Below are 23,649 nucleotides of genomic sequence, written 5' to 3'. Positions count from 1 at the left end.
GTTCATTGTATTGTTGAAAGGAATGTTCCTGATTAGATTGGAGAGGATTCCATGGCAATAGATGATAAACTAACAGATTTAATGGTCGCTCGGCTATCTAAGGGAGAAGATTTGGATTTGATCTACACGAATCCAAAGAATCACATTGTTTGTTTTATTCCTACCTATCAACCTAGTGGTGGGGACAGTACGAAGTGTTATTTTGTGGATGGACGGGAAGAAATGGTCCATCTGCCGATGCGCACGATTACGCGAGAGCTGGCGATGCAGGAAGGGCTGAGGCCCAATTACATCATGACCAGCGATGGTCGGCGTAGCAGCTATACGGCACCCAAGACCTATGGTCCGCATCTAACCTTTGCTCATATTAAATGTCGCCGCCCTATCGGCAAGGACGTGGTGTACGGCCTCTTTAACGTGGCTATACCCTATGAATACATCGTTACGGAAGGTCCGGAACCGGATACGAGCTATATTCATGTGGCGGACTTTGCACCCATCTTGGTGTACCAATCCCCGCGTCATGTCAAACACAAACTGAACGAAGCGATGCTAGAACACTGTAACTACGTGCGAAAAATGCTAGCCCGCATCAAACTCAGCCAAAACCCTCAAGTCGTGGCCGAACTATTTATCGCCTGGAGAGACCTAACGAGATAAATTCGTTGGACGGTGAAAGTAGAAGTAGGAGGGTGGAGAGAAATCTGGAAAAGGAGGATAGGCGTATAAGAAAAGAAATGAAACTGCGGGAGCAGTAAATATTAATATTAGATACTAAAATTAGAACCACCCCTGGTTAGGGGTGGTTTTATTTTGTCTATATTATATTTTGTAGCTTAATATATCCAGTTATAAAATATTAATTTTTAGAGAAATATTATATAAATCTTATATTTATAAGCTATAATCATAAAAGATGAAGAATTCATGATGTATTAATGAATCATCAGTTCCGTATAAGTGTAATACGATTACATCTAAAGTTATACCGTGTATATGTAAAGGGGTATTGATTATGTGTTTACAATGGCGTTTTCCTGATAACGGTAATGGCATGGAATATGGTCTAGAGACGGGCGATATTGATATTTTTAAGAAAGATCCTATTGGCTCATTGGCGCGGGAGATATGTCAAAACTCTATTGATGCTAATAGAGGTATTCATCCTACGCGTATAGAGTTTAGTACTTTTGATGTTGCTCGTAATGATATTCCAGGTATTGAGGAATTATCTGAGCAAATTGAAGCTTGTTACCAATATCGTAAAGATGATAAAAAAGAAGGTGCTGCTATTCAGGCAATACACTCTATGATTAATTTGCCAATTATTCCATGTCTTCGTATTAGTGACTTTAATACCACTGGATTGATAGGTGTCTCTACATTTGAACGTGGTGTGCCATTTTATAATCTAACTAAAACATCAGGTACTAGTTTTAAAGGTGCTGGTAGTGGTGGCTCAAAGGGTATTGGTAAGGCTGCAGCTTTTGTTGCAAGTGGAACAAGAACAGTATTCTATTCTACTTATACACAACGAGAAGAGAAGGGTTATATAGGTATTTCAAAGTTACGCTCTGTACCAATTGATGCGGATGGTTATAAAATGTCTGTTGCAGAAGGATACTATGGATGTAAAGAAGATAGTTTCCCATGTGTAGATAGTGAATTATACCTTGATCTTACTTTTACTCGAGCATATGGTGATTATGGTACCGATTTATATTTGATTGGTTTTGGGCATAGAGCAAACTGGAAGTCTGATTTAATGTTTAAGTTATTGGATAGCTTTATGGTTGCTTTTGTCAAAGGGTTATTAGAAGTTACTGTTGATAACATTACATTAAGTAAAGATACAATTAAAAAAATTATTTATGACGTTACTTCTTTTCCAGGTAAAGATGCTAGTAGCTTAAAGTCTATAATGGCACAATATGAGCTTTTAACATCTGTAGATAATGTTACTCATATTGAAAAAATAGTAAAAGGTTATGGACCTATTAATGTTTTGGTAAAAAGTTACTCTCAAGGTGAAAGTCATAGAGCTACAGGGACGTGTGATATTATCCGATATCCATATATGAAAATCACTAGTCATGGTGTAGGTCGTTTAATACCATATTCAGCTATGTGTATTATTGAAAATGGTGATTTAAATGAAGCTCTACGTCGTATGGAGAATGCAGAACATACAGCCTGGTCTTGGGAGCGTTTAGAAGGTGAGGAAGCACAATCTAATGCAAAATCTACACTTAGTAGATTAAAAAACCTTATCTCTAGAGCGATTAATGAGGCGTTAAAAACAGAAGTGGGCGATAAAACAGATATAGCTGGGGCTGGCGCTTATTTACCTAGCGTAGAGGATTCAGAACCTTTAGATGGAGAGGCGTTAGGTGGCGATTCGAAAGAATTTACTCATATTGGTAAGATTAGACAGAATCAAGCTGATTATAAACGTGTTGAACTAGAAAATGATAAAGACGATAAAATGGATCGTAGTGTTACTACTCCTGTATCAGGAGATGATAGCAAAAATAATGCAGAGATTTCCAACCCTGAAGGAGATCAAGGTTCAACCGGTGTTCACGTTGGGGGCGGTACATCTGTAGATGCAGGTCATCCTACTAATACAAATAATACTGATATAGATGAATCATCTCCTAAAAAGGGATATACTCGAAAGCTCTTAGGCGGTATTCGCTCTAGGAATATGTATGATAAATCTCGGGAGAAATTCTTACTTACATTCGTATCAAATTGTAATGAAGCGAATTGTGATATCGTTATTAAGGAAATTGGTGAGTCATCTGATACTTATGAAGTTGACATTATATCAGCTGAAATTAACGGGGAATCTTGCACTATAAAAGATGGTGTAATAAAAGGAATTAGCTTAGAATCTGGTAAGAAATATACTGTTTCTTATAATGTGAGTAAAGGGAGTAGATTTGCAACAGGGGTAGAGTTTTATGCAAATAGGTAATCGATTATTTCCATATCCAGTGGTAAATAGAAATAAGGCATTGTCTGACTTTAAAGATAATGCTTGTTATAAACTTGCTTTTGGTTATCCTGACTATCCGATTAAAGATGATAGACATGATTTAGTTTTACAAGATATTTATGTTGAATTAGTTGATGATACTTTGACTACTTATGTGGAGAATGGATTATTACAACCTATGCTTGTTGTTGAATCTCCTGAAAGTGTTTTCCGTCAGACTTATAAGCTTTCTTTAGTACCACAAACCATATATATACCTTTGGACAGCTTAAGTGGTAAGGTTACCGTTTCATCATATTTATATGCAACACAAAATATAGCGGATTATAGAAGTTTAAACTTCATTGATGATTTCGAGGGTATAGATTTTGATTTAAATCAATATGATATTGTAGGTGTTGATGATGGCTTCTCAATTAATATTGAACATAATGATTTAGCCGATAATGTAGCAGAATCTATTTTTGAGGTTATACGAGGGAAAGTTACACAAAAATATTTGCAATATGAAGCATCTAAGGGTGAGTCTAAAATATATATCTATTTGCCGTCAGATCGATTTGAAGAATATTCAAATGTTAAACATAGTCGATATTTTATGAATATATTTATGGGCTTAATTGTTATTCCTGTATTAGTAGATATTTTTAATAATATTAAAGAAGAATTTAGAGGATATACAGATATAACGGATGTAATTGAATCGTATCCATGGTTTAAATCTGTTGTACGTGCCTATAATGTAGTTGAAAAAAATAAATTATCGATGGAAATATTTACCGGTTGTGGGGCATTAGAGTTTGCACAAACTGTATTTAACAATATGAATATCAATGCGATTCAAGACGCAACAAATATGATTCTTAAGGGCGGTGAGATAGATGGGGAAGATTAATATTGGCTACATGACTGAAGCCGCATATAAAGAGCTAAAAGAAAATATTGAGACATATAAAGATTGCTTTATTGAAAATCCTAACGATTCTTCTTGGGTGGACTCACTTGCAGAGGGAAAAGCATTTCAAGCTAAAGCCTATCAAATTGATGACTTTGTTTTAGAAATGCCCGCATCAGCTACGGATATTGCTACAATCACACGAAACTCGATTCTGTTATATGAAAAGCTTAAGCATTTACCGCGTTATATATTGAGTAATAAATACTTTTGGTTATGGTTTATGTTTAAACGATGCTATAGTGTAGCACTTGTAATGATGGAGAAAAAAGAAGTTTCATCATTTAACAATCAATGGTTATTAGGTGGTCGAAGGGGATTATTCTTTGGAATCATCTCTCGTTGTTATTATCGCGTAGCTCTAACGGTTGATGAAGATCATAATATAGATAGATATTATCTAACAAAGTTTACATTTGAAAGTCCTTCTAGATTTAGAGAGCTTACATGGCGAACTTTTTCTAGCGAAAAACATATTGTAATGGGATTTATGAGAGCTGTTTATGACACTGTAAAATCTGGGAAAGAAAGATCATCTTGTTATGATGATTTGGCTAAAGACGTTTCTCGCCTAGGTAGTGTTAAAATTCTAGATGTGATGACAGAAGATGACATTTATCATTATGTATTTGATAAGTATCAAGAATACTTAAGAGTTAGCTAATTAATTTTAGTTACACTAAAGCAAAGCGAGGCGATATTAGATGTTGATTAATATTGATACGGGGAAAGTAATTACTAGGATTCCACATAAAAAAAGTTTTGAAGCTTGGCGAAAACAGATTAGTAATGAAGATTATCAAGCCGTAGTTGATGAGTTAAATAAAAGAATTGATGAAAATCCTGAAGTGCATACTGCAGGGTGGATACCTGGACATGACTGGACAGAGACTGTGTTTTATCCTATTTATTTAGCATGTAAAAAAGATACGACTTCGGCCGCACTTTTCTTCGGAATTATCGTTTTTATAGTATTTATGGACCGACCAGAACAATGGTCATTAGGTCGTTATCAGGTTAATGATAAAGATATTGCTAGTATGACATATTTTAGAATCGGTCGGTAATTAATCATAGATGTTGCAAATTATTCTTACAAATTAATAGATTTCTCCTACTCATATAGGTTACAATAATATGAGTATTTAGAAAGGGGTTGCATGTATGAGTAAGATTGATTTAGCATCACCTGTGGTGAAATGGGTTGGTGGTAAGCGTCAATTATTAGAACGTTTAATGCCGTTGTTCCCAGAGACATACACTAGCTATTGCGAGCCATTTATTGGTGGTGGTGCTGTATTATTTGCACTGCAACCAGAGAACGTAATTATCAATGATATTAATAGCGAGTTAATCGGGGTTTATCAAGCTATTAAAGATAATGTAGACGCATTGATTAAAAGGTTGGAGCAATTCGAGAACACAAAAGAGTGCTTTTATGATGTTCGAGGTTGGGACCGTAATGCAGCGGTTTATAATGAGTTAACTGATATTGATAAGGCTGCGCGTGTTATATTTTTGAATAAGACTTGCTATAACGGATTATATCGTGTAAATAGTGCTGGTGAGTTTAATACACCTTTTGGACGCTATAAAAAACCTAATATTGTTAATGAAAGTACACTTCGTGCTGTTAATAAATACTTTAATACGGCTAACGTGACTATATTGAATACGAGCTATTCTGAAGCCGTTCAAGGTTTGCCAGAAAATAGTTTTGTTTATTTGGATCCTCCATATGATCCAATATCTGTAACAGCCAGTTTTACTGGTTATAATGCGGGAGGATTTAGTCGAGAAGATCAAATTGCTTTACGTGATTGCTGTCGGAATCTTGATGCGGCTGGTATTAAATTTATGCTTTCAAACTCTGCAACAGAATTTATACAAGATATTTATAGTGATTTTAATATTACTATTGTTCCTGCAAAACGTGCTATTAATTCCGTAGGTTCAAAACGCGGCTGTGTAGATGAGGTTATTGTAAGAAACTATGAGTAAGGCGGTAAAAGCTAGAAAAGTAGATATTACTTGGGATAATTTGAATACTAAATATAATATAGTTGAATCTGTTAATAAATATGGTTATTATAAGATTTCTGCTGATGAAATTAAAGAGTTTTATGAGCCACGTTTAGCAGTTAAATTTGATCATTATGATGAGCGGCCAAAATTATTTCTTGAACATGATTTGACGATTTTACCTATTACTAGGGGTGATTATTATATATCTCGTATAAAAGCCTATCATAAGTTTGAATTTATAGACTCTGATATAACGTATTTAACTCCGCCTGAATATATTAAGAGTCTTGATGTACACTCTATAAATAGTGAAAGCAAAGCGTTAAATATGGCCTATATATCAGGTATATTAGGCGATTTTTTAGAGGATGAGAAGTTATTACCTACTGTTGCAGGGCGTATGAGTTCTGAAAACTTTAGTTTTTATGCAAGTTTATATAATGATGATGTAGCTATCAGTTCATTTATAAATGTAGAAAATTCTCAGATTGAAATTGATGCAGCTTTTGAAGGTATTCGTAGCTTGGCTTTTATGGAAGCTAAGCGTGATTTATCAGATAATTTTTTGATTCATCAATTATATTACCCATTCCGCACTTGGCAACGTAAAATGGGGGATAAACCTGTTCGTCCAGTATTTTTAATTTATTCTAATAGTATTTTTTATTTATATGAATATAAATTTACTGATCTACAGAACTATAATTCTTTAGAATTAGTTAAGCACAAACGTTATTGCTTAGAAAATACACATATCTCGAGAAGGGATGTGAAGATGATAATGGATATAGTGCGATTTAATCGAGAACCATTAGTACCATTTCCACAGGCGGATTCATTTGAACGTGTAATTAATATTTGTGAATTGTTATATATTAATGATATGGAAAAAGACTCCATAACTGATGAATATTCCTTTGATACACGTCAATCTTCTTATTATTTAGATGCAGCAAGATACTTAGGTTTTGTAGAACGAAGTATAGATGAAGATGGACATCGTTCTTATTGTTTAACTAAATTAGGGTATGAATTGTTTTCTATGCCTTATAAACAACGACAGCTAAAGTTGATAGAAAGGATTTTATCTTTTAAAGTCTTTTATCTAACGTATAAAGCGTATTGTGATAATGAAGAGATGCCGTCTAAAGAAGAAATTATTACTATTATTTTGCAGTCTGGTGTTGTAGATCCTAAAACTAAACTACCATATAGCAAATCCACTAATAAAAGAAGAGCAGGAACAGTGACTTCTTGGATTAACTGGATTATTAGTACTATTAATAATTAAAAATATGTTATTACTTATATTAATTGAGAGGTGATATATATGTGTAATAATGAACGACCTATAATTCAATCGCATGGATTTGATGGTAGTGAACCTACTCGAATCTGCCCACATTGTCATATTGAAAAGCCTATTAGTGATTTTGGCTATCGACAAATGTCTAGTGGTGGACAGGTTAGAAATCAATCTTGGTGTAAAGCTTGTCGATCTAATTCTAATAGATGAAATTTTAGTATAAGGATAATAATAAAAAGTCCGTCTAGTATTAGAACTTTGTATTCTAATACTAGACGGACTTTTTATTAGGCAAGTAAATAATATGCTTATATAAATAAGATTATATGAAAATATACATGCTTGTATTAAAGTTTAAGCTGGATATTATGACTCATAATTATAGTTAATGGCGATATTTTGAATTATGAAGATAAGATGATAAAATAAGAATATATATTAATGTGAGAGTATAAAAGTATTACATCTATAAATAGACGTGATGAATGTTTTTACAAAAGTAGCGATTAATGTATTTTGAATTATATCATATAGCTACTTATATCCTTTAGTGTTAACGATAATAAAGTTGTTTGTATTTAGGCATTTTTTTATTTGGTTTATATACATGGAGGTTTTTATGGAACGTTTCACGATTAGAAAAAATGATTACTTGTCTGAGCATACTCTTGTTTATTATCATCAGCCATATCTTCATTATCAAGAACCAGGTAACCCAGATTTTTTGAATGTTTTGAAAAACTTAATTAATGATGAGGGTCAAAGGCGTATTGATGCTGCTCGGCAGGAAGTGTATGATATAGTACATAAGGATTTACCTGCTATTATGGAGGAGCGTCAATTAGATGAAGCAGTGATTGTGGTAGTACCTCGGTCTAAGGTATTTACACGACCATCCCAATTAGGGTTTAGACTCACAATTCAAGATTGTGTACGGATGCTTCGTGCTAATGGTTATCCTAATATGATAGATGGTACAGAGTGTATTAAGCGACATACAGAAACGAAAACAACCCATTTACGTAAATTTTTACGAGGATACTTTAATAATGGACCTGAACCATATAAAGGAATTACAAAGGCTACCTGTCACATTAATGCTGATATGGTACGAGATAAAGTTGTCATTTTAGTTGATGATATTTATACTCCAAAAGTAAATGTTGATGAGGATTGCGCTCAGGCGTTACTAGATGCGGGAGCTAAAAGAGTTATACTATATGTTATCGGACGTACACAACATAATAATTAATATGTTGATTTATAAAGAGGTAAGACTGTGAATATTAGTGATATAGCACTTAAAATATGGGCAGCCCAAATAGTAGGTACTATACCTTCAAGAGCACAATTTCATAAACTATATAACTCCGAGTCTAACTTTCTTAGTGCCATAAAGGATGATATTCAAGTAATTGATATGGTGAATCAGTTAACTAAAGAGATAGAGACTAATACTGCTCTTGATGGAGTAATATGTATATTTGATCAAGATTTTCCTCTTATCAATCCAACTGTTAAGGCGAAAGGTGATAGACCTTATTTGTTGTTTTATAAGGGCGATATATCTCTGTTACATCACTTGAATAATAATGTTGCTGTTATTGGACATACAAGCCCTAGTGAAAATATTCAAAAACGAGAGCGAAAGATTGTTTCACAGCTTGTAAAGGAAGAGCAAGTTATTGTTAGTGGTCTTGCTAAAGGTTGTGATGTAATTGCTCATGAAGAATGTATGCGACTAGCTGGTAAAACAATTGCTATATTACCATCACCTATAAATGAAGTTTTACCTAAAGAACATACAAAACAAGCAAAACAGATTGTAGAGACTGATGGGTTACTTATAAGTGAATACTATACATCACCTAGTAATCCTAGATTTGAGATGACTAAGCGCTATATCGAGAGAGATCGTTTACAAGCTATGTTTGCAAAGGTTGTTATCCTAATTGCAAGCTATGCTGTAAAAAAGGGTGATAGCGGTGCTAGACATGCTATGAATAAAGCATTGAAATACAAACATCAAGCTTGTGTTATGTATGATGAAAAGCAAGATAGTCATGTTGATGAAATGGAATTAAATAAACAGTTTGTTGAGGCGGGTAGTGTAAAAGTGTTAGCAAAAGCTGCTCGAAAGAATCCTGCTTTCATCACCATTGATGAAATAGCAAAATATAGAATTAGCACTTTAGAAAGAGTGACTAGTACAAAGCAAGATAATTTATTCTAATATTATATTAGGAGGAATCCTTGTTTCATATACTCGATATAGATAATACATTATTCTTCACTAATGATTTAAATAATAAAGCATACATATTTGCTTTATCCTTGTTGGGGTTGAAAGCATTAGCACCTTGTAAAAGAATCACAAGAACGGTTGTTGCGTCATGGTATCCATCTCTGACGAATGCAGAAATGAATGATATTATACGAATGAAACAAACATATGTGAGTGAGAATTTACATCTTATCAGTATTAATGAAGAACTATATCAGCTTTTGCAAGAAGTAAACGTAAATATGGTCGGGTTATGGACTGCTGCAGATCCGAGTAGAATTGAAAAAATTTTAGACTATAATAATATTACAGATTATAAACATATTCGTTTTAGCGATAAAAGCCAAGATGACATATGTCTTGGTATTCAAGAGTTTTGTCAGATATTTAACTGTGAAAAGAATGAGTTATGCTTTTACGAGGATGATAGAAATGTAATCATATATTTACAGTTACAGGGTGTTAAAGTTAAAGAAGTTGTTGTATAGTTAAGAGCTCTACCTCAATTGAGGTAGAGCTCTTTATTTTATCTAAGTTTTATTTCTTTAGGGTTGCCATTTCGAATATCCAAATCCCATCATAATAATGCTCACCACGAGCATGCCGTTACCAAGGGTAATGGTGCTTTCATTAGTGGCTAGACAGGTGATAAAGGATCCGATGCCCATAATGATTGTGCCTAGTATAGCAGATAGTTTATGAATTGCCATGATAATCACCCTTTGCTTTCACTAACAACATTAGGTTTAACAATATACGTAATGACTGCGTACAGTAGGGCACCGATTACAATCCCGTTCAGCGAAGCCAGTCCGAATGGTATAAATTTAACACAGACCAATGCGATGGCCCATGTGATCCATGGAACTAGATTCCATTTTTTGAAAGTCGCTTTATTGTAATCGATATATTTTCCGCGATGAACCAGGTAAAAGTCCGCTAAGATAATACCGCATAGTGGAGGAACAATGATGCCTAGTGTACTTAAGAATACAAAGAGGGAGTCGATTTTATATGGTTGTGTCATTGTTGCTAATGCAGAGATAGCAATGAGCACGGCTAGCATAATATTTCTGTTTAGTTTGAAAGAATTTGCTAGGTTCAATGATGTGGAATATAGGTTTGCACCATTTGTGGTAAAGATATTTGTAGTCAACAATAGTAAGCTTGGGAACACGAGGCCAAAGCTTAATAGTACGTTGATTAAGTCACCATCATTCATAGCAACGCCTGCGATAGCACCGCAGCTAATCATCAACGTATTGCCGCCCAATAGACCGATTGTGCTCGCTGTAATAACATCTTTCTTGCTTTTACCATAACGCATAATATCGGCGATACATGTAGCAGTGGAAAGAATCCATGTACCGATAACGATGGTAATGCCTGACAGTAAATCGATAGGTTGTAATGGCACATAGTTAAATAATTCTTGCCAGCCACCGATTGTTTGAACCGAGCGAGCCGCCGTTCCTAGGGAAAGGAATACGATGGACGGAATCGCAATATAGCCGAATACGGCGAGGGATTTAATGCCGAGAACTGCAAAGATACCCATGATAACGGCGCTGAGCATCATAGCAATAACTTCGCCTGTGTAGGAAAGGTTGAATACTTGAGCAATAAAATGTCCATATAAGGCCGCTTGAATAGTGTACCAACCTAGATTGACGATAGGTACGAAGAGAGAGGCAATTCTAGATCCTTCCTGACCAAAACTGTATCGAGTCAAAAGAGCAAAGGTAAGGCCTGTTTTATAGGCAATTACACTCACTAGACCTGCGATGATACATAAGAAAATATTCCCTAGGATCATGGCTAATAGTAATTCGTTGAAAGTCAGCCCCGCAGCTAATCCGCCACCAGCCATCATACTAGTAACAAGAAAAACGAACCCAGTCCAAACGATGGTGAGAGAAAAGCAGGACTTCCTTGCCCCTAACGGGACAGGCTCTCTAGAGTACTCATTATCTGTGTTTGTATCAACTGGTTCAACAAACTCTAATTTCTCCTTACTCATACATCTATACTCCTTTACGTAATAAAAAAGCTACCATGATGCGTTTTGAGATTTATATAAGCATGGTAGTAAAGACCTATTATGTAGTGTAAATATAGTGGATTTCTCTAATAAAGGATGCATATTTAATTTGTCATAAACGAATGGTATTTGTCTTCATTAAAACATACGGGAAATGAATATTCAATATGTATACTATGCATATTGAGCAATGTTGAGAATAATAGCTTCTATATTATAGTTCCTATATTACTAGCAAGTCTTAATGTTACAATAGGTCAATCCATAGGCACGTTCTCACGAGTGTAGTATACTAATACTAATGCGAGAACGTGCTTATTGTTGTTTGAGAGGTGTTATATGAGATTAAAAAGTATATTGTTGGGTTTGGCTGTGTCGCTAGCTTTTACCATGCCTATTTATGCGGCGCAGTATACTGTTCCTGAAGGGCAACCGCCGGTACCAGGAGCTGACTCAAGTATTCCAGATAATGCATATCAGAACTATCGTTATGGAGATATTCGTAAAGTACCTGATTTTGAAATACAAGAGGTACTTAAACTCAGATATAAAGAGATAGATGAGCTTGTTCGTGATCGTGAGATAAGTGTAGAAGATGCAGAAGCACTTAAGAAAGTAAATGTTAAGTATATGGATTTGACTTCTCATGATTCTACGGTCATACTACTACATGAAGATGGCTTTAATGCTAAGATGACAGCACCTATTAGAGCTGTAGCTGGGATATTTACTCCTTTAAAGTCTGATGGTATTACGTCTTTTGCTGTAGACCGTTATGCACTTGCATCGCTTTCAGGTACTATAGTAACACCTGAGGACAACTATAATGAAAATAGCGAATTGCATAAAGGTATGTTTATTTATCCTGGTTTTAAATCGGCCTATTGGAGCATAAGTGATGAATCAGTAAGAAATGATAGTCCTATGATGCTAGCTTATGTTACATTTGATAGTGATTCTAATCGACATTATATTGTTGGATTAAGTAAATTTCACCAACCAAATGTAAAGGAACTACAAACAGAAATGGCTAATGTCGTGATTCCTTCTATCCAGCCGTTAGATGAATTAGCACGTATTAGTGATCTTGTTAAATGGGATAATATTACGTATCGCTTGCCTAAAGGCATGATGTTGAAAGCGGAAGAAAAGGTTGATTCTGAGTATAGTAGGCGAGTATATTATGGTCAAGGGTTAGAGTTAGTTATTGATAGAGGTCCTATTGTACATGATGATAGTGCAATGAGTGGATACTTTAATCGTATTTTTGCGGATTACCTCTATGGTTCTTCATCACCTTTATTACGAGATATACCAATTCAATCGGCCATAGTCTGGAATAACGGTGTACCCACATATCTTATGGATCAACATAATCTAGGTAAACAATCACGTATATTCCAATTAATACAAGACGATCAGTATGAATATGATATGTATCTTACCTATGAGGATGGAAAGGCAAAGTATAATCATATTGAACTACGCAATATAATGGAATATTTAGATTTTAAAAATGCTAAAGAGTTAAGAAGAAAAGCAGAAATAAAGATAAAGAAATAAGCAAAAGAAATACATAAAGACCGTACCTTTTGGTACGGTCTTTGCTACATTTATCTATATATCCCTATTATTCGTTCCTTATTGTATCGTATATTAGTTCGTTCTATAATAGAGCTAGGATAGTTAGATGAGGTTGGGCCTCTCTTCGTTTTTGAAGGGAGGGATAAGCCTATGAGTGATTATGAATTAATCATGCTCTTATTACAGGTGATAACTGTGGTTATTGCTTTTGGGGCATTAATAGCGCTTATTTGTCTTACAAAAGACAAATAGCCCTCCGTTGCCTAGTGTAACTAGATAACTGAAAGGCCATTTCTTCATGTTTTTATGTAACTAGAGATGAGCCTGACGGTACGACTCGTCTGACTATTTTCTTATATTATAATAAGGTTATTATATATCGTCAAATTATGATGAACACGTGTATGGCATACAGTTTGATGATGTCGTTGTAAAATAAGAAAAACTCCTATTGGCTTTCACCGATAGGAGTTTTTGGTTTTATAATTGTAATTTTATAGTACTTTTAGGCTTATTATTAAGTCACAGATTATAACAAACTGCTTATATTTCTTTTATATCATCAGGTATAGCCGGAGGAGCCGGTGGTTTACCCATAGATCGTTCAATGAATACCACAGCCACAAAGACGATGAGGCTCACGATGGAACCGAAGATGATGGACATGATACCATATGGGTTGCCAACGAATTCCCAGTACACGCCTGCGATGGAGCCGAGCACGATGGACCAAATGCCGGCGCCAGCTGTTGCATTTTTCCAAGTGAGGCCAAGTAGGAATGCAGCGAATGGGCCAGCGGATCTCATGGTGAAAGCAAATACGAGCATCGGAATGATGGCTTTGCTTACGAGGGAGATGATGATGGCGATGATGCCGAGGAATAGCACGCACAGACGGCTGTAATTTGTGAGCTGAGCGTCAGTGAGGCTTTTACCAAAATGATGTTCCACAATATCCTTGGTAAATACAGTAGCGGCGCCTAAGAGGTCGCCTGCGCCTGATGAAAGCGTAGCCGACACGACCGCAGCCATAACGAAGCCTGCCATTACAGGAGGCATGAGGTTAAGCGCTACCGTTGCCACCGCATTGTTCGCTTCGATGTTCGGGAATTCAGACAATGCTACGAGGCCTAAAACCGCAGGAACAAAGGCGAATAGAGCCATGATAATGCCACAAATGATAGAACCGAGAACGGCCGTTCTTTCATCCTTCGCTGCGAAGTACCGTTGAACGGACTCTTGGCCGGTGGAGAAGGTCATAAAGTACATGATAATAAGGCCGATGATGGTTTTCCAACCAACCTTCGTAAATCCTAACTGTTCAGGTGGCAATTTCGCCACTACCGATTCCCAGCCGCCCACATTGTGCAATACGAACGGCACAGCGAGGGAGAAGCCCCCAACGAGAACGAAGAAATGGATAACGTCCGTCATCGTTACACTCCACATACCGCCGGACATGGTGTAAATTACGAGTACCGCGCCACAGATGAGGATTGCGAGCTCTGTTGAAAGTCCTGTGAGAACGCTAATAATGGTTGCAGTTGCTGTAATCTGTACGCCTGCTAGTGTGATCGTTGCCAGCATGGACAGAATGGAAGTAATGAGATGGCTAGACGCGCCGAAACGACGGCCGATGATCTCTGGCACTGTGGTTGCCATGGCACGCCGTAAGAGCGGTGCGATGAAAGCAACGAGAATAACGCCAATCCCTGCAGATACAACGTACCAACCTGCAGATAAACCCCAAGAACCATACGCTTTCGCTGCTACACCTACGGTGCTCCCACCACCGATTTCCGTAGCTGCTAATGTGCCTGCCGTCATAAGAACCCCAATACGACGACCTGCGAGTAGATAGTCAGTACTATCTTTTACACGAATATGACAATACACGCCGACTAATAAATTCAGTAATAAATAGGCGCAAACAATAACCCAAATAATAGTCAGAGAATCCATATGACACCTCCAAAAATTTACACTATCTAGAGATTCATACTAAATCACCCTTACTACTTGCGGTGCATATATCAAGTATAGTTTAATTATCCATAAAAACTGGGGAAAATACAAAGAGGAGTTTTATTGCTTGTTGGAGAATATATATACATTGGGAATAAAAAATCCCGTTATTAACGGGATTTTTGGGGCATTAATAGCGCTTATTTGTCTTGGAAAAGACAAATAGCCCTTCGTTTCTTCGGAAATTAGATAAAACGAAAAGGCCATTTCTACATGTTTATATGTTATTAGAGATGAGCCTGACGCAACTACTCGTCTGACTATCTACCTATATTATAGGGGTAAAGATTTATATCGTCAAATTGAGATAAACTGGAGGTCATTATGAAACCATTTGAAACAAAGGATTATAAAGCTTTTACCATGTTCGAAGATCGTTGGGCTCTTGTTACGGCTGGGACGCCTGATGACTTCAACACTTGTACGGTTAGTTGGGGCAGTATGGGCAACATATGGGGCCCTAATGGTGGCGATATATCCACGGTGACTGTGTACATCCATCCGGCCCGTTACACTCAAGAGTTTATGGCTAAATATGATACCTTTACAGTTAGTTTCTTCCCTGAAAGCTATCGCAAGGCTCTTGGTTATTTAGGTTCTCATTCTGGTCGCGATGAAAATAAGGTGGCAAATTCTGGACTAACACCAGTTGCGGCAGGCAATGGGGTGACTTTCAAAGAAGCAGAGTTAACATTTGTATGTAAAAAACTGTATGAACATCAATTTGACGAATCTCATTTAGCAGCCCATGTAAAGGAATATTATGCAGCGAATCCGTCCATGTATACCCAAGCTGGTAAGGATCGTTGGGAACCTCATTATATGTACATCGGCGAAGTAGTTGACGCCATAGAGGGCTAGTCTGTCCACATAACAAATGAAGACATACATACAATTCTTTGGGATACCGTGAATGCTGTATCTTAACTAAGTATATTTTAGTTTTCTAGTACTAAAAAAGTCGAGCTTCTATCGTTTAGTTGCTCGACTTTTGTTAGTTAATTTATATATTTGTATAATATAATGCTTATGAAAGCTATTTTATAATGGTGTTGATATAGATCGTCTATGCTTATGGAAATAGAACGTGTTCTTGCATTTTAAAATTAGGATTATTGGTAGAATCAAAGAACTCAATCATATTCCGTAATTTTTGAACTTCCTCAGCACTTAAAAAACTTGGATAGAAGATAGTATAAGTAAAACTATATATGCCATCATAGGAGTTAAAGTTTAGAATGTGATCATCCTTATTAGGTTCATAGCTGTGTATGGTTAGACCAGGGATGTTATTGTTCCATACAACTGAGTAATTGATATAGTCTGATGCTGATGGATGGTAACGGTAAATATCCCAGAACGTATTTAAATCAGTTTTAAAATTGTAATGACCGTTTATAACAAGTTCATGCGCATATGGGTTTTTAGGAATATTGTCAGTAGAAATAAAGAATGTTATGTCTCCTTTTTTGTAGTATCTAATATCTTGGTGGTCGGTGCCCTTACTTTCACCTTCGTATATGGCGTCTTTTGGTACACGGTATTGTACACCGTTTAAGCTTTCTATGCGTGAATATTGATTTAATTCATTTAGGTTTTGTACAGAGGGAAGTACATAATTAGCCAATAATTTATCTGTAGGAACCTTGTTCAGAACGGGGTTGTTATCATAATAGACAAACCCTGCGTGATATAAAGGATAACGCATGTTATAGCCCTTAAATTTAAAATTAATCGTGTCGATGGTGAGCGTTGTTTTTTTACCGTTTTTAAGGTGTGGCATCTTCATGCTATCCCAAGTGCTGTAGGTAACAGTAGGATATGAAAATACAGTGCCTTTTATATCAGAAACGTGTTTTGAGGACTTTCGTTTCGCATTGGCTTGCAAGAAATTACGGACGTCTTTGTCTGTTAGCTTTTCATAAGCTATTTTGGTGTTGCGCCAGTCGTAATCTTTAAAATCTGCGTAGTCAATTTCTAAATTGAGACTTCCGTTATCGGTTAACACTCGATAGTCCTCAATGGTTCGACTCGGATTTTTGTAACGCCCTATATGATAATCACTTTTTATGCCCGCTACAGGGAATGAAAGCCGAATTTGGTTGTAATTATCGTGAATGGATATGATTGTATTATGGTAATGTTGACCGCGATATATAGAGGCTGCTTTAGTATACTCAATTTCGTTTTTACTAATACCCTTAGCCTTGTCCGTTAACTTTAATGTCTTCACATAGTTTGCTACATCCTTTTCAATATCAGGGTTCGTGGTTTGGTAATTTATGTAGGCATCCTTGGAAATCTTAGAATCTGCACCAGGAATATTAACATCGATGGCTCCTATTGGTGATAATATAGTGCTCATGATGAAAGCACACGCTAATAGTGGTAGTTTAGTCATGGTGGTATCTCCCGCTTACATTTCTGCATTTATTGGTGTTGTAGTAATCCGTAGGTTATGTTATTAAGTATAATTATATAACTAAATGACTATATTTTTAAGTGACATGGAGCGTGTTTTGCTTACATGCTACTACTTCCTGTAGGACATGAGTGCTTTTTTATAGATATTGTAGTGTTAGGTTCTGATTTCAATGTGATTATGTTAATATTAGGTTGATAGGTCATTTATAGATTGAGAGACTAGGAGAGAAACATGAAAACAAAATTTATTGCAATTAGTTTAGGTGTGGCTTTATTATTAGCTAGCAATGTGAGTTCAGTTGCCGATGCTAGTTGGTTAAGTAAAGCCATGGATCGGTTGGAAACGAGCAATGCTAAGCTTTCACCAACTTGGCCCAAAGCGGAGCAATATCGTCATTATCGGCCAGGGCAAGCTATTGGAGCCCCTTTGCCTGATGAAGATATGAGAATTGCCGGCGTTTCACTAGGTACGTCCTTTGATGCGGTAAAAGCTAGTCTAGGTCAGCCGACGAGTGAGAAACGTGATGAGCTCACTTATGGGGGCATCAAATTTGGACATTCTTTGATGCAAGATAGTCGTCCTATCGTATGGTATATGATTGTCAGCAATCGTGATGCCGTGACTGCCCGTGGCATTGCTGTTGGCGATTCCTTGAAAAAAGTGATGGACATCTATGGCCGTCCTGATTTTATAGACTTTAATAATCGATGGTTCTATGGATATCTACGCTATAACAGTGACAATATTGTAGGTATATTTTTCGAGCACAATGGCAGCAAGGTGACGAAAATTATTATTAGTGACAACTAAACTGCTTTTATTAGTGAAAGTCTTAATACATATATGCAGCCCTTTATCTATTAAATTGGATAAAGGGCTTTTAGAATAATGAAATAGAGAGAAATAGCTTATATAGTGACTTCTTTTGTTGATCAGTACTATAAATAGTGTAAATTGATAAAATTTTTATAAAATATAATCCCACAAGAACTGCAAAATCTGATATAATATTAATATGAAAATCGATGTATGTAAGGACTAAAAAATGGTGTGTATGAAGTGATTTTCTAGCCTAGAAAATCACTATATCCTTGGTATTCAGTCGATATAATCGGAATGTTGTATATATGAAATGACTACGCAAATGCGTAGTTTTTATTATTTTTTGTTTAATGTAGGTAGTCCCATGAGTGTAGTGAAGCCCTTATTATGGCTATTAGAACCGTATATCGTATACAAAGCCTATTTGTGGGGGGCCCGTTTCATGGCACAACCCTTCACGTGGGAAGGCGAATTAGATTGGTTTGCTTTTATGTTGACGCTATTGCTCGTCATTGATGTGGTGGCGTTGCCCTTGGTAATCTTCTATTGCCCTGGTTTGAATCCTGGGGTACGTGTTCCAGACTGGATTCGCCGTTTAGGAACGCCTATTTACACCGTCCATAATTGGCTTGATAGTAAAGTAGGTGGCGACACATCTACGCCGATTGTATGGCTTCGTAAAGCCTTGCATTCCTTGCTTTTATTCATTTATTATCTAGTGCCATTTTATGTGGGTGGTCATCTCGTAATGGGCCTCGTAGTAGCGCTCATGTATGACGTCCTCGTATGGGCTCATGGAGGTGTGTGATGACGACTTGTGAATGGCCGACGACGCCTTTATATCAGGATTACCACGATTACGAGTGGGGCCGACCAATTCATGATGACCAACATCAATTTGAACATCTTTGTCTTGAAAGTCTCCAATGTGGTCTCAGTTGGCTTACGATTTTGAATAAACGGAACATCATTCGAGAATGCTTTGATTATTTTGATATTGATGCGGTGGCTGCTTATGGTGAAAGCGACATTGAACGCATCATGCAGACGGAGGGGATGCTTAAGCATCGTCCTAAAATTGAAGCTATTATCAATAATGCTGCTGCTTTTAAACGTATTCAATCTGAATTTGGTTCGTTCTGCAACTATATTTGGGGATTTACCAATCATAAAACGATTATTTATGAAAACCATCCAGAAGGTCATTTTCCTACAAAGAATGGTTTATCTACACGGATTAGCAAAGACCTAAAGAAGAGGGGCTTTAAGTTTGTAGGCCCTGTCACAATTTATTCGCATCTACAAGCTAGTGGCCTCATCAATGATCACGGTAAAGACTGCCCTTGCTTTGAGGAGATTAATAAAACAGCAGATATCGTACGGTTACCTGTAGACGATGAAGCGTAAGGGCGATAAGTATAGATTAGTTAACAATAGTTTTTGTGCATACTTGTGTTTACATAATTGAATTTGTGGTTATGTGGAATTGGGTGTACACTAAAGTCGATGAGGCGATAGCGACTCATCTCATGTCGGCCCGCTTTATATATAAACACATATACTCTCTCTCTCCTAAGCGGGTCTATCATTAGTTCTCTCTCAACGCTATAAACTATACAGAGCCTCTACCCTTATTGGGTAGAGGCTTTTTGCTGTATATAATGTTATAAGAGGAGCAATACCGTATTAGTGAGACCTATAGCAGCATTAATCAGGCTATATGTATGGTCCTAAAAAACTTTAATTAATCCAATTTCAACTATATATTTTACGCCATATAAATTGATTTATTTCGATATGATTGCTATACTGAAGTAAATTGATAGTGTTACTTTTACAATTAAAGAAGGGAAATATATGATTGGTTTGGGAACGGCCATTAATGTTGGCCTTATCATAGCTGGTAGCCTATGTGGCCTCGCGTTTGGTCGCTTTATGAAAGAAAATTTAAAGCAGACGCTCATGATTGTGAGCGGTATTATCGTGCTCCTCCTCGGTATGAGCGGGGCCATGCAGTATATGCTCGTCATTGTCAATGGATCTTTACAGACAACGGGCCCGCTGTTGATGATTATTAGCATGGTCGTAGGCGCCGTTATTGGCGAAATTATCGACCTTAATCATTGGATTACTGTGTTTGGTGATTGGGTGAAAGCTCGCACTGGCAACGCTGGGGATCCAAAGTTTACGCATGCTTTTATCACTGCATCTTTAACGTTTACCGTAGGTGCTATGGGTGTACTTGGTTCCATTCAAGATGGCCTTACTGGAAATTATCAGACATTACTTTTAAAAGGCATCCTTGACGGCATCATCGTTATGGTTATGGTATCTTCTATGGGTAAAGGGGCACTGTTCTCCTTTATTCCTGTAGGTATTACGCAATGGCTCATCACGGCAATGGCACATATTGCAGCGCCGTTGATGACACCTAGTGCCATCGATAACCTATCCTACGTCGGATCTATTCTGATTTTCTGCGTTGGTATCGACCTCATCTGGCCTGGCAAAGTACGTATTGCAAACCTTCTGCCAGCCATCTTTGTGGCAATGGGACTTACATTTTTGCTATAACTAGCATTATAAATAATACATAGATTTTTATAAGAGACCTATATTCTCTCAACCTTTAATATGTATTTTATACATGATACGGTCGAGGATGTAGGTCTTTTTACTTTTTAAAATTAATTTAGTTGAAGTGGGAATTAATGACAGTTTTAATTCAATTATGACGATAGGGTAAATTGATTACATTCCGAAATAGGTGGCCAATAGAGTCATCTCAAGTGTAGGATTTAGATGATGTTTTATAGAATCTCTTTATTAAAATTATTTGTAGAATAATTTTAATTCTATGTATAGTTATTCATCAAGTATATGTTATTGAATTATACCTGTTTAACAGGTATAATTGAAAGAGAGATTCTATGATTATCGGATTTAAGGATAAGGAAACAGAAAAAATTTACTATCAAAGCTTTTCTAAACGCTTTTCTCCGTTTATACAAAGGCTAGCTCTTCGTAAATTACTATTGTTAGACAATGCTGAATCATTACAAGATTTACGCTGGCCACCAGGTAATCGCTTGGAGTTGTTGCAAGAAGATCGATTTGGTCAGTATAGTTTGCGGATTAATGGTCAGTATAGACTGTGTTTTAAAGTGAAAGATAATAGTAGTTTTTATGATGTAGAAATTGTAGATTATCATTAATAGAGAGGAAATTAATATGGAAAAGTTTATTCCTACACCTACCATTAGTGAAATATTAAAAGAAGAGTTTATGGAGCCATTAGGACTATCTGCATATCGATTGGCTAAGGATATACATGTGCCTGTTTCACGGATTCAAGAAATATTGAATGGTACACGATCTATTTCAGCAGATACATCGTTGCGTTTAGCGAAATACTTTGGTGTTTCGGAAGGGTATTTCTTGCGTTTACAGATGGATGTTGATTTGCGTACAGCAAAACTTAGTGAGGGGATGCATGAAGTATTATCCTCTATTGCACATTGTGCTTCATTAGAACCCGTAGACTGTCAATAAGATATTGATAAATTTCGATGTATTTGGTACAATTATCTTAAATTAGTAAGTTGTTACAACATTGAATATTGATATAAGGAGAACCTATGTTATTCGTTGAATATCCTAAATGCACAACATGCAAAAAAGCAAAGAAATTCTTAGATGATCACAATATCAAGTATACAGATCGTGACATCAAGTCTGAAAACCCTACAGCAGAGGAGATTGCTGCTTGGTATCCACAATCTGGCAAGGATTTGAAAGCATTCTTTAATACTTCTGGTATGATCTACCGTGAACAACAATTAAAGGATAAATTGCCGAACCTTAGTGAAGAAGAAAAACTAGCTTTATTAGCATCTAATGGTATGCTTGTAAAACGTCCTATCTTGGTTCTTGAAGACAAAGTACTCGTTGGATTTAAAGAAGCAGAATGGGTTGAGGCGTTGAAGCTCTAATTTTATAACCTTGGGTCAAAGCCCCTATCTCTAAAAGCCTCCATAGCGAGCTAAGTTATTTTTAGAGATAGGGGCTTTTCCTTTTATATGAAATTAGTATCTCCAACTAGGACCTATTAAAATAACCTCCATAGCGAGCTAAGTCATTTTCAGAGATAGGTCCGTTCCTTTTTTATACAATTTATGAAATTAGAGCAACAACTGGGGACTCTAGGGAGGCTAAGTCATTTTTAAAGATAGGGGTTTTCATTTATTAAAAAATTTGATTTGTATATTTCTTTTATGTTTTGTATAATAATTACACTATAGCAATACCCCTATGGGTATTTTAAGTGTTAGCAATATTAACTATAGAAGTAAAAGGTATTTCCGGATTAAGTAAGGCCGGTATCTCATTTATAGAGAGGTCTATATGAAGTTTTTACAGTCTTTATCAGCGCAGGTGTCTCTGCGTACGCAGGGGGCTATTTTGGCACTCGGCTTGTTATTTATTATATTAGATGCGCTTACGGAGCCTATGAACCCAGCTATTGATTTGGCGTGGGTAACGGTCATCATTTGTGGCTTGCCATTGCTCATCAATAGCGTGCAAAGTATTTTGGATCATTTAGAGATTCATGCTAATTTTCTCATCGTGATAGCCATGGTGGCGCTTATTGCGATTGGAGATTATCATACGGCGGCTTATGTAGGACTCATCGTACATGGGGGCTTTTTCTTAGAGCAGCTTATTACGGGCGACGTACATTATACATTGGATGATGATATGTTGCCGACCATGCCTACACAGCTTGTAGCTTTGCGTCAGGGCATCAACAATTATTCATCTGTTATTGTTGTGGCTGTTATGTTGCTTTCCATGGGTTCCTATGCATTGACGCAGAACTTTATGCATACCATTACATTGCTAGTTATCCTTTGCCCATGCTCTTTGGAACTCGTTCTTGTGGCACTCATGATGGGTTCTCTCGTAGATGAAAACTCTCCAACAGCGGGGCTTTCAAAAGAGGCGAAACAATGTCATTTGGGCTTACTCATCGTGTCCATTTTGTTCCACGTTGTTATTATCGGTGCTGGTGTGTTAGGATCTATCAATCCTGTAACGGCCGCTGCATTGCATGGCTTGGCGCGACTTGGTCTCGTGTATAATTTGAAAGTATTAAACGGCTCCTTGTGCATCGCATAAATA

Annotated in this window: 25 protein-coding genes; 21 read left to right on the top strand and 4 right to left on the bottom strand. The window is 36.5% G+C overall.

The features are described from left to right. The first annotated feature begins 51 nt into the window (after window positions 1-51). The 11 genes from FNLLGLLA_RS09610 (at window position 52) to FNLLGLLA_RS09560 (ending at window position 10,059) form a co-directional block, all read left to right on the top strand. The gene (locus FNLLGLLA_RS09610) at window positions 52-660 is read left to right on the top strand and encodes a hypothetical protein (protein WP_156697365.1); all 609 of its coding nucleotides are present in this window, start codon (window positions 52-54) and stop codon (window positions 658-660) included. 355 nt (window positions 661-1,015) lie between these two features. Beyond that, window positions 1,016-2,980: a hypothetical protein gene (locus FNLLGLLA_RS09605; protein WP_156697364.1), complete on the top strand. Its 1,965-nt coding sequence runs from the start codon at window positions 1,016-1,018 to the stop codon at window positions 2,978-2,980. After that, window positions 2,967-3,896, top strand: a complete 930-nt coding sequence (locus tag FNLLGLLA_RS09600; protein WP_156697363.1) for a hypothetical protein — start codon at window positions 2,967-2,969, stop codon at window positions 3,894-3,896. The genes FNLLGLLA_RS09605 and FNLLGLLA_RS09600 overlap by 14 nt, the downstream gene beginning before the upstream one ends. Beyond that, a complete protein-coding gene (locus FNLLGLLA_RS09595; protein ID WP_156697362.1) occupies window positions 3,883-4,620 on the top strand; it encodes a DUF6339 family protein in 738 nt (245 codons plus the stop codon). The genes FNLLGLLA_RS09600 and FNLLGLLA_RS09595 overlap by 14 nt, the downstream gene beginning before the upstream one ends. A 40-nt stretch (window positions 4,621-4,660) precedes the next feature. Then, the gene (locus FNLLGLLA_RS09590; protein ID WP_156697361.1) at window positions 4,661-5,023 is read left to right on the top strand and encodes a hypothetical protein; all 363 of its coding nucleotides are present in this window, start codon (window positions 4,661-4,663) and stop codon (window positions 5,021-5,023) included. Window positions 5,024-5,120: 97 nt separating this feature from the next. Further along, on the top strand, window positions 5,121-5,957 hold the full coding sequence (locus tag FNLLGLLA_RS09585; protein WP_156697360.1) for a DNA adenine methylase: 837 nt from the start codon (window positions 5,121-5,123) through the stop codon (window positions 5,955-5,957). Next, window positions 5,950-7,272 carry a type II restriction enzyme gene (locus tag FNLLGLLA_RS09580; protein ID WP_174892423.1) on the top strand — a complete coding sequence of 441 codons (1,323 nt, stop codon included), beginning with the start codon at window positions 5,950-5,952 and terminating at the stop codon, window positions 7,270-7,272. Before FNLLGLLA_RS09585 ends, FNLLGLLA_RS09580 begins: the two co-directional genes overlap by 8 nt. A gap of 39 nt (window positions 7,273-7,311) precedes the next feature. After that, complete coding sequence (locus FNLLGLLA_RS09575; protein ID WP_156697358.1) at window positions 7,312-7,497, top strand: hypothetical protein; 186 nt, start codon at window positions 7,312-7,314, stop codon at window positions 7,495-7,497. Between the two features lie 409 nt (window positions 7,498-7,906). Next, a complete protein-coding gene (locus FNLLGLLA_RS09570; RefSeq protein WP_156697357.1) occupies window positions 7,907-8,539 on the top strand; it encodes an amidophosphoribosyltransferase in 633 nt (210 codons plus the stop codon). 27 nt (window positions 8,540-8,566) lie between these two features. Beyond that, window positions 8,567-9,520, top strand: a complete 954-nt coding sequence (locus tag FNLLGLLA_RS09565) for a DNA-processing protein DprA (protein ID WP_232054993.1) — start codon at window positions 8,567-8,569, stop codon at window positions 9,518-9,520. A 20-nt stretch (window positions 9,521-9,540) separates the two neighbouring features. Then, the gene (locus FNLLGLLA_RS09560; protein ID WP_156697356.1) at window positions 9,541-10,059 is read left to right on the top strand and encodes a hydrolase; all 519 of its coding nucleotides are present in this window, start codon (window positions 9,541-9,543) and stop codon (window positions 10,057-10,059) included. 57 nt (window positions 10,060-10,116) lie between these two features. Here FNLLGLLA_RS09560 and FNLLGLLA_RS09555 read toward each other — a convergent pair whose 3' ends face one another. Beyond that, the gene (locus FNLLGLLA_RS09555) at window positions 10,117-10,281 is read right to left on the bottom strand and encodes a hypothetical protein (RefSeq protein ID WP_174892422.1); all 165 of its coding nucleotides are present in this window, start codon (window positions 10,279-10,281) and stop codon (window positions 10,117-10,119) included. A gap of 5 nt (window positions 10,282-10,286) precedes the next feature. Continuing rightward, complete coding sequence (locus FNLLGLLA_RS09550) at window positions 10,287-11,591, bottom strand: cytosine permease (RefSeq protein WP_156697355.1); 1,305 nt, start codon at window positions 11,589-11,591, stop codon at window positions 10,287-10,289. Between the two features lie 360 nt (window positions 11,592-11,951). Here FNLLGLLA_RS09550 and FNLLGLLA_RS09545 point away from each other — a divergent pair, with 360 nt between their 5' ends. Continuing rightward, on the top strand, window positions 11,952-13,175 hold the full coding sequence (locus tag FNLLGLLA_RS09545) for a hypothetical protein (RefSeq protein WP_156697354.1): 1,224 nt from the start codon (window positions 11,952-11,954) through the stop codon (window positions 13,173-13,175). 564 nt (window positions 13,176-13,739) lie between these two features. Here the strand turns inward: FNLLGLLA_RS09545 and FNLLGLLA_RS09540 are convergent. Further along, window positions 13,740-15,158: a sodium:solute symporter family protein gene (locus FNLLGLLA_RS09540; protein ID WP_156697353.1), complete on the bottom strand. Its 1,419-nt coding sequence runs from the start codon at window positions 15,156-15,158 to the stop codon at window positions 13,740-13,742. Between the two features lie 387 nt (window positions 15,159-15,545). Between FNLLGLLA_RS09540 and FNLLGLLA_RS09535 the strand changes: the two genes are divergently transcribed. Next, the gene (locus tag FNLLGLLA_RS09535; protein ID WP_156697352.1) at window positions 15,546-16,082 is read left to right on the top strand and encodes a flavin reductase; all 537 of its coding nucleotides are present in this window, start codon (window positions 15,546-15,548) and stop codon (window positions 16,080-16,082) included. 211 nt (window positions 16,083-16,293) lie between these two features. On the opposite strand, the gene FNLLGLLA_RS09530 is transcribed toward FNLLGLLA_RS09535, so the two are convergent. Next, window positions 16,294-17,622: a hypothetical protein gene (locus FNLLGLLA_RS09530; protein WP_156697351.1), complete on the bottom strand. Its 1,329-nt coding sequence runs from the start codon at window positions 17,620-17,622 to the stop codon at window positions 16,294-16,296. Between the two features lie 255 nt (window positions 17,623-17,877). Between FNLLGLLA_RS09530 and FNLLGLLA_RS09525 the strand changes: the two genes are divergently transcribed. The 8 genes from FNLLGLLA_RS09525 to FNLLGLLA_RS09490 all read left to right on the top strand — a co-directional run bounded on the left by FNLLGLLA_RS09525 (window position 17,878) and on the right by FNLLGLLA_RS09490 (window position 23,646). Then, the gene (locus tag FNLLGLLA_RS09525; protein WP_156697350.1) at window positions 17,878-18,456 is read left to right on the top strand and encodes a TonB-dependent receptor; all 579 of its coding nucleotides are present in this window, start codon (window positions 17,878-17,880) and stop codon (window positions 18,454-18,456) included. Window positions 18,457-18,832: 376 nt separating this feature from the next. Further along, window positions 18,833-19,276, top strand: coding sequence for a hypothetical protein (locus FNLLGLLA_RS09520; protein ID WP_174892421.1), 444 nt, complete (start codon window positions 18,833-18,835; stop codon window positions 19,274-19,276). Beyond that, window positions 19,276-19,875: a DNA-3-methyladenine glycosylase I gene (locus FNLLGLLA_RS09515; protein ID WP_156697348.1), complete on the top strand. Its 600-nt coding sequence runs from the start codon at window positions 19,276-19,278 to the stop codon at window positions 19,873-19,875. Before FNLLGLLA_RS09520 ends, FNLLGLLA_RS09515 begins: the two co-directional genes overlap by 1 nt. Before the next feature lie 450 nt (window positions 19,876-20,325). Next, a complete protein-coding gene (locus tag FNLLGLLA_RS09510; protein ID WP_008602003.1) occupies window positions 20,326-21,042 on the top strand; it encodes a DUF554 domain-containing protein in 717 nt (238 codons plus the stop codon). Window positions 21,043-21,398: 356 nt separating this feature from the next. Next, on the top strand, window positions 21,399-21,683 hold the full coding sequence (locus FNLLGLLA_RS09505; protein WP_174892420.1) for a type II toxin-antitoxin system RelE/ParE family toxin: 285 nt from the start codon (window positions 21,399-21,401) through the stop codon (window positions 21,681-21,683). A gap of 16 nt (window positions 21,684-21,699) precedes the next feature. Further along, window positions 21,700-22,020 (top strand): HigA family addiction module antitoxin, encoded by a 321-nt coding sequence (locus FNLLGLLA_RS09500; RefSeq protein ID WP_174892419.1) that lies wholly within the window; start codon window positions 21,700-21,702, stop codon window positions 22,018-22,020. A gap of 86 nt (window positions 22,021-22,106) precedes the next feature. Further along, window positions 22,107-22,460, top strand: coding sequence for a Spx/MgsR family RNA polymerase-binding regulatory protein (locus FNLLGLLA_RS09495; RefSeq protein WP_077707823.1), 354 nt, complete (start codon window positions 22,107-22,109; stop codon window positions 22,458-22,460). A gap of 412 nt (window positions 22,461-22,872) precedes the next feature. Continuing rightward, window positions 22,873-23,646, top strand: a complete 774-nt coding sequence (locus tag FNLLGLLA_RS09490) for a hypothetical protein (RefSeq protein WP_174892418.1) — start codon at window positions 22,873-22,875, stop codon at window positions 23,644-23,646. Window positions 23,647-23,649: the final 3 nt, after the last annotated feature.

The sequence above is a fragment of the Veillonella parvula genome (genome assembly GCF_902810435.1).
GTDB lineage: Bacteria > Bacillota > Negativicutes > Veillonellales > Veillonellaceae > Veillonella.
The sequence above is the reverse complement of the archived record's forward strand: the minus strand, read 5'-3'. Positions and strand labels throughout refer to the sequence as shown.